Source organism: Corallincola holothuriorum, from assembly GCF_003336225.1.
Classification (GTDB): Bacteria; Pseudomonadota; Gammaproteobacteria; order Enterobacterales; family Neiellaceae; genus Corallincola; species Corallincola holothuriorum.
Genome location: NZ_QPID01000006.1, coordinates 147,062 through 163,294, shown reverse-complemented (window position 1 = coordinate 163,294; position 16,233 = coordinate 147,062). Strand labels below are relative to the sequence as shown.

Genomic DNA, 16,233 nt, shown 5'->3' with positions numbered 1-16,233 from the left:
TTTGATGACCAAGTCAGACAAAGATAACAAACAACCTCATACCCTAGGCCTATCAGTTCCTGACGCAAACGATCAAAGCCAGATGGAACAAACGTCATTACATGGCAAAAAATCAACACGCAAGGCGTTTCAAAAGTCCAAGCAGATCGATAAGGATGTGAAGCGCTTAAAAGCCAAAGAGCTTAGAGATAAGGAACTAAAAACTACCGGCGACAACGAAGACCTCGTAGCGGCGAAATCAAAAGCTGCTCCTGTAAGCTCACAAAATGAGCAATCTGCTCCAGAGCAGTTACTAGAAGATCCTGCGGAAAAACAAGCGCAGACTAACATTAACATCGCAAATGTTGAGCAGAAGGCAATTCAAAGCAGAGAGTCAGAAGGCGGATCAGAGCAACAACAGTCGATCGATAACGCGCCTGAAGCGCCGACCAAAAGTAGTGGTACAGTCAGGTATCATGGTACCCATGGCAACATAATACCGACAGACACTCATATACCCCCAGTTACTACAGCACCTGATATATCCGTCGCAAAAACAGCGCAAGAGAACAATGCAGCCACGTTTATTCGTCAAAAAACGGTTAAAGCGCCGGATAATTCCGGGCCACATACTAATCCTCCCCAAGGTCAAGCAACAAACACAAATACGAAAGAACAGATGCTTGGAAAAGGCCATATCCCGCCAACGGATGGCCATACTAGCGTCACTCAAACCGGCTCTTCAAGCGAAAAAGATCCCCTAGGGGCACCATTAATTCCTTCGCCAGCACAGCACAATTCTGTCATATCGGGCGTTAAATCAGGTTCAATCACCGAAGACAAGGAGCTTACTAACGGGCTGCTTCACACTTCGGGTCAGCTCGATGTTATATCTCCTGACACAGGGCAAGATCGATTTACGGCGACCTCAATACAAGGCCATCTTGGTACGCTGAGTATCAATAATCAGGGTCACTGGATCTACACCGCCGATAATTCTCAGCCTACGATCCAAGGCCTTAAAAGCGGTGAGTCACTCACCGACACATTGCTGGTGCACTCCGTTGATGGCACTGAACAAAAAATCACTGTGACGATTAACGGTACCGACGATAAAGCCGTGATTGCTGGCACAGCAACAGCAAGTTTAATTGAAGATAAAGAGGTTCATAATGGCCTAATTCGCGTTGATGGTGCGTTAACAATCACTGACGCAGACAACGGCGAAGCCCAGTTCCAAGCAACATCTTTGCAAGGCCAATTTGGTACCTTGTCGATTAATCAATTAGGTCATTGGATCTACACCGCAGACAACTCACAAAGTTCAATTCAAGGGCTAAAAACCGGTGAGTCACTCACCGACACATTACTGGTGCACTCCGTTGATGGCACTGAGCAAAAAATCACTGTCACCATTAACGGGACTGATGACAAAGCCGAAATCGCTGGCACCAGCACCGCCAGTCTCACGGAAGATAAAGAGATTCATAATGGCCTACTTCGCGTTGATGGTGCGCTGACTGTCACTGATGTTGATGCTGGAGAAAACCAATTCCAAGCAGAAGTATTGCAAGGCCAGTTCGGTACGCTGAGTATCAATAATCTGGGTCATTGGACCTACACCGCTGATAATTCTCAGCCTACGATCCAAGGCCTTAAAAGCAGAGAGTCACTCACCGACACGTTACTGGTGCACTCCGTTGATGGCACCGAGCAAAAAATCTCTGTCACGATTGATGGCACCGACGATAAAGCGGTGATAGGTGGTACTGCAACCGCGAGTCTTACCGAAGATAAAGAGGTTCATAGTGGGCAGCTACGTGTCGATGGGGCGCTGACGGTAACGGATGCGGATAGTGGTCAGGCACAATTTACCGCGACCTCATTACAAGGGCAGTTTGGTACTCTTTCAATCAATGAATTAGGTCATTGGACTTACACTGCGGATAATTCACAAACGGCTATTCAAGGCTTAAAAACCGGTGAAGCCTTAACTGACACTCTAGTTGTTCACAGCGTCGATGGCACTGAACAGAAAATCACAGTGACGATTAACGGCACCGACGATAAAGCCGTGATTGCTGGCACATCAACGGCCTCGCTCACTGAAGATAAAGACGTTCATGTGGGTCAATTGCGCGTGGATGGTGCCCTGACCATTACTGATAGCGATAACGGCCAAGCTCAGTTCAGCGCAGAAACCCTGCAAGGTCAATTCGGAACACTGACCATCAATAACTTAGGTCATTGGACCTACACAGCCGATAACTCACAAGCCACGATTCAAGGCTTAACAACCGGAGAGTCAGTAACTGATACCCTGCTGGTTCATTCTGTGGATGGCACTGAACAACAAGTCACTGTCACTATTAACGGCACTGATGATAAAGCCGTGATTGCTGGCACAGCAACAGCAAGTTTAACTGAAGAGAAAGACGTTCATCAGGGGCAGCTTCGATTCGATGGGGCGCTGACGGTAACGGATGCGGATAATGGTCAGGCACAATTTACCGCGACCTCATTGCAAGGGCAGTTTGGTACTCTTTCAATCAATGAATTAGGTCATTGGACTTACACCGCCGAAAATTCACAAGCGACTATTCAAGGTTTAAAAACAGGTGAATCTGTTACAGATACACTCGTTGTGCACTCGGTTGATGGTACTTCACAACAAGTGTCAGTAACCATTAACGGCACTGATGATAAAGCCGTGATAGCAGGCACCAGCACCGCAAGCCTGACTGAAGATAAAGACGTTCATGGTGGTCAACTTCGTGTTGATGGGGCGCTGACTATCACTGACGCCGATGCAGACCAAAACCAATTCGCTGCTACCTCGTTGCAAGGTCAGTTTGGTACTCTTTCAATCAATGAATTAGGTCACTGGACTTACACTGCGGATAATTCACAAGCGACCATTCAAGGGTTAAAAAACGGAGAGTCAGTTACCGATACTCTAATTGTTCATAGTGTTGACGGCACTGAACAGAAAATCACAGTGACGATTAACGGCACCGACGATAAAGCCGTGATTGCTGGCACAGCCACGGCCTCGCTCACTGAAGACAAAGAGGTTCATAATGGCCTACTTCGCGTTGATGGGGCGCTGACGGTCACTGATGTTGACGCTGGAGAAAACCAATTCCAAGCAGGTGTATTGCAAGGCCAATTTGGCACCTTGTCGATTAACCAATTGGGTCATTGGACCTACACAGCTGACAATTCTCAGACTGCTATTCAAGGCCTTAAGAGCGGTGAGTCACTCACCGACACGCTGCTAGTCCACTCTGCTGATGGCACCGAGCAAAAGATCACTGTCACCATTAACGGCTCTAACGACTTACCCGTTATTTCAGGAGTATCCTCAGGAAACGTTATTGAACAGGGAGAAAATATTACTGGGAAAGCGAATGCGACTGGCACCCTTATTGCGACTGATCTTGACTCAACTGACAGTATTCAATGGGCGATTAGCCAACCTCAAGGTCAAGGTCAATTTGGTAATTTATCAATCGATCAGCAAGGAAACTGGCGTTATCAGTTAGATAATTCAACAGGTGGCACGACAGACAAGCTGGCTGCAGGTCAACAGCAACAAGAGACATTTTGGGTAACGGCAACCGACTCATCAGGAGTGGCTGTACCACATAAAGTTGTTGTTGATGTAACGGGGAGTAATGATAAGCCTATTGTCACTGCTTGGGCTCAACTAGCAGCCGGAACAGAAGACAAACCTGTCATAATTCAAATCGCAGATCTACTCAGACACGCAAGCGATATTGATACCACTGATACTCTGCGAGTCGAGAACTTGCAAGCCTCCCATGGCCACCTCATAAACAATAACGATGGCAGCTACACCTTCACTCCAGATAAGGATTTTAATGGTGAAGTTCGCTTGAGCTATAACGTAGTAGATGGGCAAGGTGGCAATGTTAGTACCCAAGCCAAATTTGACCTAGCAGCATCTCCCGATAATGCAGTTATTACCGACGCCCAAACAAACCCGAACTTACGGGGTGTCACTGAAGATCGCGGCTATATCGATACTCACTATAAACTGAATTATAACGGCCAACTGAACATCCAAGACCCAGATGCCGGTGAAGCTAAATTTGATCCAAATATTGGCCCGCAAACCAACCAAGGTATTGGTTATGACACTAAGCTAGGCGGCCATGTGGTGCTAATGCAAAATGGTCATTACACCTACACCTTGGACAATCGAAATATTCAACACCTCGCAGAGGGAGAAGCGATAAAAGACTCGGTTGTTATTCGCTCAGCGGATGGCACCACCCATACCATTGAAATGACGGTTCACGGTACAAATGACAGACCCACGATTGCTGCACAGTCGCATACGGTTATTGAAGGTGGTGCCCTCATATATGGGCAAATGCGTGGGCAAGATATTGATACTGGCGCAACACTGCATTACTCAACCCCCAAAATTGATGGACTGATATTTAACACTGATGGCAGCTATAGCTTCGATCCGAGCAACTCAAGTTATCAATCCTTAGCATCTGGCGTCACAAAAACCCTTACCATCCCGGTCACTGTAACCGATGAGCATAATGCCAGCTCTACGCAAAACCTTACTATTAGTATTACTGGAGTTAATAATGCCGCTGTCATAGGTGGGGTTGATACGGGGGATGTCATCGAAGGTACTGCAGGTCGAGATATGTCCCCTGATTATGCTCAACCTGGTATGAGTCATTTAGGTAATAGTCCTCTTTATGCCAGTGGTGCGCTAACTATTACTGATGTTGATACAGATGAATCTGCATTTGATTCTCATGGCGTCGGATACAATTATGTCGGTAAATATGGCGATTTGTTACTGCGAGAAGATGGTACGTGGTCCTATTATGCTGATGCTGGAAACATCCGTGGGAAAGGTGGCCATGCAACAAATAGGGGCACCGCAATTGATCATCTTGGCAAAGGAGAAACCCTGACTGATACTGTGACCGTTTATTCAAAAGATGGCACATCTCACGATATTGTCATCACCATTCATGGCAGTAATGATCGCCCCTATTGTTCGTCAGAAGTGCAACTGAATGCAGGCACTGAAGATACTCGCCAAACCATTACAGTCGCGCAACTGCTGCAAAACACGGTTGATGTAGATAACAATGATGCTGGGCTGCTGAGCATTGAGAACCTGCATGCCGACCACGGTTCCATTAAGCATAATCAAGACGGCAGTTTCACCTTTACACCAGAGAAAGATTATAACGGCCAAGTTCATTTCACCTATGACGTGAAAGATGCCCACGGTGGTATCACTCACACTGGTGCATCCACTAGCTTGACTGCTGTAGATGATCACACAGTATTTGCTGGCATAACCACAGATTTTGCTAAAGAAGATGTTGACCCTGGTGCCAACTCTTATGGCAACTTTGGTGGCAGCCGTTTTGCTGGTACCCAATGGCATCAACTAACGATTACGGATACAGACAGTAAGGTTGATCAAATCGACATTGAGTTTGGTGGGAAAACTGTTACTTGGCAAGTCGGGTCGCCTCTTGATATCCAAACCAATTATGGCAAGTTCGAACTAACAATATATTCTCATGGCCCGCACAAGGGCGAGCTAGTTTGGTTGTATAACGGTGATAATCGCAACCCATCGATTCAAGGTTTAAAAGAAGGGGAATCTTTACACGAAAGTATCACTTTAGTTGCGCCAGACGGCACCCGCCAAGCACTGTCTGTAGAGATAAAAGGCACAGAAGATCATGTAATTATTGATGCCCCCAATCATCTTGGCGATGTGATTGAGCATCAATCAACAGGCGCACAAGTCAGTGGTCAGCTACAGGCCCATGATAGTGATACTCATGATTCAGTGAGCTGGGCCATTACCCAAACTGCTGGCAAATATGGTGAATTTTCAGTTGATACCGATGGCCACTGGCACTACGTTGTCGATGAGTCAAAAGCAGGAGTATTAGGGCAAGGTGATAAATGGAACGAACACTTCACCATTGAGGCTATATCAACCGATGGGAGCCGAATCACCAAGACAGTGACTGTTGTTGTTCACGGTAGTAACGACGCGCCAACCGTTAAAAGCGGCCTAGTACTTAGCCAAGGCAGTGAAGACAAGCAGGTTATATTAACCCAACAGGATTTGTTAGCCCATGCCAGTGATAGTGACCGCAACGATCAAGGCTGGCTAAGAGCCACCCACTTAACAGCCGATCATGGGACAATCAGCACCAATGCCGATGGCAGCTTCACCTTTACCCCTGAGAAAGACTTTAACGGCGATGTTCACTTTAGTTATGACGTCACCGATCGTCATGGCGGTGTTACCCATACCAGCGCAAGTACAACCTTAATGGCGGTGAATGATGCGGCCCATATCAATGGTCAGTCACAAGCATCATCGAACGTCAATATATTCGAAGATAGCGCTACAAACCGCCTTACGGGGCTGCTGGCACTGACCGATGTCGATAGTGGCGAAGCCAACTTTGTGCCACAAGCTCATTTACTGGGGCAATATGGTGAAATAAATTTAGAAGCAGATGGCCACTGGGCATATAGCCTAAACAACAACTTAGCCGCAACCAATGCCTTAAAGGCAGGCCAAATTGTCACCGATAGCTTTACCTTTAGTTCACCCGACGGCACCGCTAGCCACACCATCAACATTCAAGTTCACGGCCATGATGATCGCCCTAGCCTCAGCCTCAACGAAGGGGAAGCACAGCATTCACTCGATCTCTTTGGCGGGCTTAATGCTACGGGCGTGAGCCAATTGCAATTTTCAACTGACGGTATCCACTTTTCTAATCGGGTGCCCGATGGTTTTATGCTTGCCAGAGATGGGCATACCTTGCAGGTCGACCCCGCCCACAATAGCTACAACCACTTAGCTAACGGCATTGCCTCAACCATTGACATTAAGTATCAGTTACAACAAAGCGCGGGCAGCAACCTACAAGCCTCGCAGCAGCAAGCACGAGTAGTTATCACTGGCACCAGCGACAAACCGATTATTCACAGCTTTAGCCCGCATTCGCCACAAAACAATGGCCCGGTTACAGGGAATCTACTCCAAGGCGCAACAGATGTGGATGATGGTGCACACTTAGAGCTTCATGATGTGCAGTATAAAGATCCTGTAACGCAGCACTACGTGACGGTTCAAGCGGGGCAAACTCACAACATTAGCGGTGTTGGGATGATTGCGATTTCAGCCAATGGCGACTACAGCTTTACTCCAAACAACTCTTTTAGTGGGCAAGTGCCTTCTCTTATCTATCGAGTAACAGACACGCACGGTGATTATGCGGATAATAGCCAGAACACCTTGAGTATTCATATAGATCCATACCAGCCTCCCATTATTGCACCGTTAACGGTAGCACTGGCAAATGATACCGGTAGCTCGGCTACAGATTTAGTCACTCAGGATGGGACGCTTAGCATCTCAGGCCAAACAGCGGGAATGCAGGTAGAGTATTCTATTGACGGCGGCAAAAATTGGAGTACCCAATTTTCGCCAATTGAAGGGGTGAATCAGCTACAGGTAAGACAGACTGATGGTGCTGGGCATGCTTCAGCAGCCAGCAGTCTTAGTTTCACCCTAGACACCCAATCACCTTCGCCACATATTAGTCTTGATCCTGTTACCGCCGATAACGTGCTTAATCAAACAGAGCTCAGCGCTAATCTAGCGGTCACTGGGACAGTGAGCAGCGAGGTCAATGTAGGAGATAAGGTTACCCTTACGCTGGGGGCACGCACATACACCGGTGCAGTTGATGCTAATCATCAATTCTCTATTGACGTTCCCGCCGACCAACTGGGCAGTCACACCAATATCATGGCATCAATCACTATAACCGATGAAGCCGGAAACAGTGCCACCGCGACAGATAACCATCACTACAGCATAGATACAGGCGCAAGCATTCGGGTTAACCCCATTTCCGGCGACAATATTATTGAAGCGAGTGAACACCACCAAACCATTGATATAACCGGTACTGTGTCTGGGGTTGAAGATGGACAAACAGTTACAGTCTCCATTGGCGGTCATCACTACCAAGCTGCAGTGGCTCATGGTGCTTGGAGTACTTCTTTAACTGCAGCAGAGGTGCAGGCTCTGCCGGGAGGCACCGTTGATGTTACCGCGTCAGTTCAGGATCTTGCGGGTAATCTAGCATCAATACACAGTCCGCTTTTTGTTGGTGATAGCGCTAATCCTGTACCGAGCTTGAGCTTTAAAGCACCACCCACACCTACGGGCGGTGGCAGTATTGGCTCGCACATATCTGGCGATTTGGTTGTACCACCGTTAATACAACAACTCACCCCTCATTTACCCAGTGGTGGTTGGGCGATTAGTGATGGAAAAGGTCATACCTCTACTAGCCTACACGGCCAATATGGCACCTTAACTATCGACCCAGATACTGGTCACGTTGACTATGTTTATAGCCAAGCGCCAGCTCCTGGCAATAAAGCAGCAGGAGGCACCCATTGGGCAGGGCAAACAGTATCAGAAGAGCATCATGATGTGTTTCAAGTTGTTTATCACGATGTACATGCATCAAATGTGGATGTTAAAGTGAATCTGGATGTGACCTATGTTCATGGCCATAGTGGTCACAATCAAACCTCTACTCATCTTGTTGCTATGACCGTCACACCTGACACTTCGGTGGCTCCGCCACCGGCTGCTGAGATGCACGACGCACCGGACGACATACAGGCTTTTAGCGCCAGCATCACAGAAGATGAATCATCATTTGACCATGTAGTATCAGATATTGGCGCTGCCGATGAAACACCTCCCGCTCAGCCGTCACATACACATACAGCTCCGATTAGTCCTTCAGAAGCAAGTTCGCCCATCGATCACTATTTACAAATGGTTGGTATAAGTCAGACGGATATTACGACAGCATCTGAGACACCATTGGCCACTGATTTACCTGATATGGCAGCAACACAGATTAACCAAGATGCAGAGATGTTTGATACCCAGCCTACAGACGCGTTTGAAAACCCCTTGCAGGATGAACACCAGCATAAACTTGATGATGCCACGATGGGTGAGCAGCCGGTCGACCACTTAGATAACCAAGTCAACGATGACGAGCTGATGCACTCCGCACTCCACAATATGCACAATCAATGGTAATAAAACAGCCCCATGAGCAAATAAAGCTTGGTTAACATCCACTCGATAAACTGCAAATTTATGGCGGCAGAACGAGTTCGCAAAGCTATCTCAATTATTAATAAGCGATCTTGGCTATGTTTTGTTCGCTGACATTTGCCAATGTAATACAAAGCTTGTGTGACCTATGTCACACGACTACAATCGCGCCTCCTTAATTACCTCCCTCCCTCGGAGTAACGTACGTGACCGAAAAGTTGGCGAATCCAGCCCCATTAGGCCTTATGGGCTTTGGCATGACCACTATCTTACTAAATATCCACAATGCAGGTTTTTTTCCTATTAGCGCCATGATCCTGGCCATGGGGCTCTGTTACGGCGGTTTAGCTCAAATCATCGCTGGCGTCATGGAATACAAACGCGGTAACACCTTTGGCGTTACCGCCTTTATCTCTTACGGTACTTTTTGGTGGAGTTTGGTACTGCTTCTGGTCTTGCCTGAAATGGGTATCGCTGAAGCAACGCCCCAAGCCTACATGGGATTTTACCTGCTGATGTGGGGCATATTTACCCTGTTTATGTTGGCAGGCACAGTCAAATTTCCACGGGTTAAACAGTTTGTCTTTGCATCATTAACGCTGCTGTTCTTCTTGTTGGCGCTCCGCGATTTCACCGGCAGCGCCGTGATAGGCACGATTGCTGGCTACGAAGGTATTTTATGTGGCGCTAGCGCAATCTATCTGGCAATGGCGACCGTGATCAATGAGCAATATGGACGCACTGTATTACCTATTGGCGAGCACAAGCTCAGCGCGCCAATCCAGTTGAAAGTGGCCGCATAAAAGCTGCTAAGTCAATCCAAAAGGCACCTTATCGGTGCCTGTTTGGATCCTTATATCAAACGTCTTATATCGAGCGAATAATCCCGCCCTCAACTCTTAGTGCACTGCCATTAACCGCACCATTCCCAGCAACAAAAACGGCAGCATCGGCCACCTCTTCAATGGTAATAAACCGCTGGATCAACGAGTTCGGCTCATGTTCCTGGAAGTAGTTTTCCACCAGTTCATCTAGTGGCCTGCCCTCCTCTTTTGCTAGGCCTGCAAAGTACTCCTCCACCCCAGCCGTCCAAGTTGGCCCCGGCAATAGCGTGTTGACGGTAACGTTGGTCCCTTTAGTCAACTCTGCAAGTCCACGAGATAAGCCTGTCAGCGCCGTCTTACTCACGGAGTAATGGATCATCTGCGGTAACGGTTTATAGCCAGCTTCGCTCGCCACATTAATGATCCCACCACTGTCGCGCGCCAACATACCTGGCATCAGCGCCCGGCAAAGACGCACAACGCTAAGCACATTGGTTTGGTAGTAACGCAGCCACTCATCGTCATCAATGGCAAAAAAATCCGCCACACTAAAAATACCGGCATTATTTACTAAATACTCAACATCATCTAAATGAGATAGTTGCTGTAACACCTCGTCACATGCATTCGCGCTACTAAGATCACCAGCTACGCTCGCATAGCCCTTAATGTCCAAGCAAACCTGTGCGGCCTGTTGTGCATCTCGGCCATGCACAATGACGCGGCAACCCTTGTCAGCAAAGGATTGCGCGATCGCCAACCCTATCCCTTTTGTTGAACCGGTTACCAAAACCACTTTGTTATCTAAGTTGGCCATGCTGATATTCTCCAATGAGCGGGATTATTGAAAAGTACGCGTACTGCCATAAGCGTAATCCAAATATCCCTAAGCAAAGACTATTTCGATAACCACTGACAACCGTTAGTGCGCGATTATTCTTACGACACCAAACAAGCGTCAACAGTCCTGTTAATCAAAGAGATAAAACAGGAGAAAAGCACAGCATGTGCTTTACCTATCTTTACAGTGTTTTACCCCTATTTACCGAGAATCAGCGTAAATTAATCACTCCCAGATATACGATGAATTAAAGCCCTTCGCCATTCAGCATGGCGCGGTCTAAGATATTAATCACCCGATTAACAAGGAAACGCTCCATGGTTGGACGACCAAGTGAAGATAGCCGCGTCCGACAGCGGCTAATTGATGCTGCGGCGCAACTATTTACGTCGCTGCCTTACGAAAAAGTCAGCACTCGTGCCATCGCGACCCGAGCAGACTCCAACATAGGTATGATCCGCTACTATTTTGCTAACAAAGCAGGCTTATTCGAAGCAGTCTGTCGCCAGTTCATCGATCAGATGACGGCACAGTTGGAACGGTTTGTGAATAATAGTAGCGTCGATGGGCTGGGCGATATTATCAGCGGCTATTACGAAACAATGGCGCCGCTGCCGGCATTTCCGAAACTGGTGCAGCGGGCAATGTCATTGCCGGAAGATGATCCTTCCCGACAGATCATCCAGCGCCTGTTTACCCATATCAATGACACCTTCGACCGGAAGATAGATGCCAGCATGAGTAAAGCGGATCTTAAGCCAGATCTTGATCCTAAACTGATCCGTATGTCCCTTATCAGTCTGATGGTATTTCCATTCCTAATGCCACCGGCCATCATGCAGATGCAGGGCATCAAGTTAGATACTAATTTCCTACAACGTTTAGCGAAACATAATAAGGAACTGTTAAAACATGGGCTTTCAGCTTAACTCCCTCACGCCGAAAAAGCGCCTATTTGTCTACGGTGTAGGGGCTGGTTTACTGGCTCTTATTGTCATCATCGCGCTAAAAGGCAAACCAGCACTTTCACCTTCCACAGAGAACGCTGCGGCAGTCGACATACTGGTCGTCAAACAACAGCTGATTGCGCCAACCATTGAGGGCTTCGGTCGTGTCGAGCCGAAGCAGATATGGCAAGCAGTTGCCGAAGTGAGCGGCCGTGTGGTTTACCGCAACCCAGACATGTATAAGGGCAAAACCCTACCAGCAGGTAGCACGCTGCTGCGTATCGACCGCACTGATTATGAGATCAGCCTGGCAGAGGCCGAAGCTGACCATCGCGCCATTGAAGTACAACTCGAAGGGAAAACCTTAGAACGGCAAAACTTAGCGCTGTCTTTGCAAATCGAGCATGATCGTCTGGCGCTGTCCAAACAAGAGCTTACCCGGAAAAAACAGCTAAAGAATAAAAACCTAGTGTCCCAGTCTGAGCTGGATCTTGAAGCGCAAAACCTACTGCAACAGCAGCAAAAAGTGCAAGAACTGGAAAACCAGTTAAAGCTGATGCCTAACGAAGAGGAACTGTTGCAAGCACAACTCCGCCAAGCCAGCGCCAGAGTTGATGATGCCAAACGCAAACTGGATAAAACCGAGGTAGTACTGCCCTTTCGAGGCAGGATCGCAGAAGTTGACGTCGAATTGGACCAAGTTGTTAATAGTCAGCAAGTGATGGTCAGCGCCCATGGTATGCAGCTGATGAACGTGAATGCGCAAGTATCTATTCACGATATGCGAACGCTGGTACGGAGTTTGAACTTCAAGCCACTGGACAATGGCATGCCACAAGTCTCTGAACTGGGAATGACTGCCGAGCTAATCCTGGAAGGATTCGATTTTAACTATCGTTGGCCCGCCAGCGTTGACCGGATCAGTGACACGGTTGATCCCAGCCAAGCCACGGTCGGTATCTTTCTGGAAGTTGAACAAAATTGGCAAGAGATTGAGCCCGCTGTTAAACCGCCGCTGGTCAACGGCATGTTTCTCCGTGCAGAAATTAAGGGCAAGCCTAAAGCCCATTGGCTATTACCACTAAAAGCACTACACGGTAATCAGATATATCTGCTGGATAACAACGATCAGTTACAGATCATTCCAGCAAAAATGCTGTTCTTCAACGGTCAGTCAGTGGCCATTACCGCCGAACTTTCGCCGGGTGATCGCGTGATCACCACAGATCTAATGCCCGCGGTGGCTGGCATGGCACTGAAAGTAATCAACACCGAGGTTCAGCCGTGATCAACTATTTTACGCGGCACCCAACCGCTGCCAACCTATTGATGTTGTCGATGATTTTGGTTGGCTTAATGGTGATCCCAACGATCAAACGGGAGACCTTTCCAGAATTCGAATCTGATTTTGTGCAAGCACAGATAGTGCAACCGGGTGCGGCGCCTCAGGACGCCGAAGAAAACCTGTGTCAGCGAATGGAAGATGCCGTTGATGGTCTATCAGATATCGAAGAAGTGCGTTGTGAAGCCGTGGAAGGGATGGCCACCCTGACCCTAAAGCTCAATAGCGGCACAGATATCAGCCGCATGTTGCTCGATGTACAGACTCAGATTAATGCGGTGAAAGACTTTCCCGATGAAGCTGAGCCACCGGTCGTCACCGAGTTGTCCCGTACCAAACCGGTCATGGATGTCGCTCTAGTCGCAGATCTACCAGCGTCGGAGCTAAAGGCTTATGCCGAACAACTGAAGCGCCGTATCAAACTTGAAGCGGGCGTTAAACTGGTCACCATCAATGGCTTCTCTGATCATCAAATATTGGTGGAACTGTCGCTGACAGATATACGTCGTCTCGGCTTATCAGTCGGTGATATTGCCGACAAATTACGTCGGCAAAACGTGCGCCTGCCCTCCGGCACTATAGAGACCCACGACAAGAACCTGCTGATCCGTTTTGATGAACAAAAGGTCACCCCTGCGGCATTGGCAGAAACAGTGATCAGTTCAAATACCGATGGCGGTATCGTCAGGCTCGGCGATGTTGCCGTGCTCACGGATCGCTTTGAGCTGGACGAAGAGCATGTGCTGTTTGATGGCAAACCGGCCGCCATCTTGTCCATCAGTAAAAACAAAGAGGAGGACGTACTCAAAGTCAAAGAAGACTTGCTGCGACTGCTTGATGAAATACGCCCTAACCTGCCCGCAGGCGTGACGCTACAAACCACCAACGACATGTCTTCACTGGTCTCAGATCGTCTGAGTATGATGATCAAAAACGGTTTGCAGGGGGTGTTCCTGGTTTTCCTAACCATGTGGCTGTTCTTCAGCCTTCGCTACTCATTTTGGGTCGCCATGGGCTTACCCGTTGCCTTCTTAGCGGCCGTAGCAATGATGCCATTGTTTGGTCTGTCGATTAACGTGATGACGCTGGTCGCTTTTCTCATGGCGATCGGCATCATGATGGATGATGCCATTGTGATAGCGGAGTCAATCGCTTCCCATGTAGAACGCGGTATGGAGCGTTCTGAAGCCATTGTCGCGGGCGTTAAAAAGGTTGCACCGGGCGTACTGTCATCGTTTTTAACCACGGTATTTATCTTCTCATCTCTGCTGTTTCTTGATGGTCAGATGGGCAATGTTCTAAAAGTCGTTCCCTTAACACTGCTACTGATCCTGACAATCAGTTTATTGGAAGCATTTTTGATCCTGCCTAATCACCTGTCCCATGCGCTCAGCAAGAACAGTGACGGCGATGCGCCAAGAGGGATCCGCGCTTGGTTCCATCAGCACTTTGAAGCGTTTAGAAACAACCAGTTGGTCAACGCCGTTGAGTGGGTTGTTAAATGGCGCTACGGCTTCTTGGGCGCGATCATCGCCCTATTTTTACTCTCGCTCTCCTTGGTGGCTGGCGGCGCGGTGAAATTTATCGGGTTTCCAGAACTTGATGGCGATATCGTCGAAGCGCGCGTGGTACTGCCACCCGGCGCAACGCTGATGGAAACAAAAACCGTGGTAGAAAAGATCGTCGCGGCGGCAGAAAAAGTAGATGAACGCTTTTCTGCCGAGGAAGTGGACCAAAGCTATGTGCAACACCTGACTGAAAAATTCAATTTCAATAACGATGCGAAAGAGACAGGCCCACATGTCGCCACCGTCCGCTTGGATCTGCTAAGCGCGGAACTACGCCAGGGATCAATACACGAGTTCATTCGCCAATGGCGTGAAGAGACCGGCGAGTTAGCCGCCCCCTTGTCTATGGTATTTAAACAACCAGAGATGGGGCCCGCGGGACGCGCCATCGAAATTCGCATACGGCATGACGATCTATATCTGCTTAAGCAGGTCTCCACCGAGGTCCAACAATACCTATCGAATTTTCAGGGGGTTTACGGTTTGCTCGATACCATGCGCCCCGGTAAAGAGGAAATATTAGTCACCTTGCGTCCCGGTGCAGAGGTGTATGGTATCGATGGTCAGATGCTCGCCAGCCAGCTGCGCGGCGCCTATTTCCATCAAACCGCTGATGAGATCCAAGTGGGGCCAGAAAATATCCAGATCGACGTTAAGCTGGCCAAAGCTGATGCGGCTAAGCTAAGCAATCTTCTCAACTTTCCTATTAATGTCGGCGACAAACAGGTGCCACTTGCTTCACTGGCCGAGATAGCCTTTCAACGCGGGTTTGTCCGTATTGAACGGATAGATGGCCTGCGAACAATCAGTGTGCTGGGCGATGTCGATGTCAGCCAGGCCAACACCAACGAGGTACTGCAGTTGTTCCGCAACGAGCTGATGCCACAACTGCTGGCGAAGCATCCAGGACTGCGTATAGAGTTCGAAGGAGAAGTTAAAGAAAGCGCCAAGACCGGAAGCTCCATGGGCAAAGGCTTCTTGCTCGGTCTCTTTGGCGTCTTTGCGATATTAAGCCTGCAGTTCAAAAGCTATTTGGAACCCGTCACCGTCATGGTTGCGATCCCTTTAGCTTTAATTGGTGTGCTTTGGGGGCACCTGCTACTCGGCTATAGCTTGTCTATGCCATCAGTGATGGGCTTTGTATCCCTGGCAGGGATCGTGGTGAACGACTCTATCCTGCTGGTGCAATACATTCGCCATCACGTCGAAGAGGGGGATAGCGTGCATGAAGCCGTGGTACAGGCCAGTCGTGAGCGTTTTCGCGCGGTCTTTATCACCTCGATGACCACTGCCGCAGGGATGTTGCCACTGATGCTGGAGACGAGCTTGCAAGCGCAAGTGCTCAAGCCCCTAGTGATATCTGTGGTCTTTGGCATCTTCGCTTCAACAGCACTGGTATTGTTTATGGTGCCGGCCTTTTATTCAGTATTGGATGACTTTGGCAAAGTAAGCTTTGCCAATAAACAGGATGCTCATTAGGGTAGTTTAGCCTGTATAATACTCAGCCATTAAGCGGCCAATGGCTGAGTTTCTTAC

At 48.4% G+C, this 16,233-nt stretch carries 6 protein-coding genes; 5 read left to right on the top strand and 1 reads right to left on the bottom strand.

Annotation, left to right across the window (positions count from 1 at the left end):
- The first annotated feature begins 4 nt into the window (after positions 1-4).
- Entirely contained in the window at positions 5-9,157 is a 9,153-nt protein-coding gene (locus DU002_RS11375; RefSeq protein WP_114338508.1) for a VCBS domain-containing protein, read from the top strand.
- Between the two features lie 224 nt (positions 9,158-9,381).
- A complete protein-coding gene (locus DU002_RS11370; protein WP_114338507.1) occupies positions 9,382-9,978 on the top strand; it encodes an acetate uptake transporter in 597 nt (198 codons plus the stop codon).
- Between the two features lie 64 nt (positions 9,979-10,042).
- Here the strand turns inward: DU002_RS11370 and DU002_RS11365 are convergent, their stop codons facing one another.
- A complete protein-coding gene (locus DU002_RS11365) occupies positions 10,043-10,816 on the bottom strand; it encodes an SDR family NAD(P)-dependent oxidoreductase (protein WP_114338506.1) in 774 nt (257 codons plus the stop codon).
- Between the two features lie 341 nt (positions 10,817-11,157).
- Here DU002_RS11365 and DU002_RS11360 point away from each other — a divergent pair, with 341 nt between their 5' ends.
- The 3 genes from DU002_RS11360 to DU002_RS11350 are packed head-to-tail and all read left to right on the top strand — an operon-like array spanning position 11,158 to position 16,176.
- Complete coding sequence (locus DU002_RS11360) at positions 11,158-11,769, top strand: TetR/AcrR family transcriptional regulator (RefSeq protein ID WP_158538036.1); 612 nt, start codon at positions 11,158-11,160, stop codon at positions 11,767-11,769.
- On the top strand, positions 11,753-13,075 hold the full coding sequence (locus tag DU002_RS11355) for an efflux RND transporter periplasmic adaptor subunit (protein ID WP_114338504.1): 1,323 nt from the start codon (positions 11,753-11,755) through the stop codon (positions 13,073-13,075). Before DU002_RS11360 ends, DU002_RS11355 begins: the two co-directional genes overlap by 17 nt.
- Positions 13,072-16,176 carry an efflux RND transporter permease subunit gene (locus tag DU002_RS11350; RefSeq protein ID WP_114338503.1) on the top strand — a complete coding sequence of 1,035 codons (3,105 nt, stop codon included), beginning with the start codon at positions 13,072-13,074 and terminating at the stop codon, positions 16,174-16,176. Before DU002_RS11355 ends, DU002_RS11350 begins: the two co-directional genes overlap by 4 nt.
- Positions 16,177-16,233: the final 57 nt, after the last annotated feature.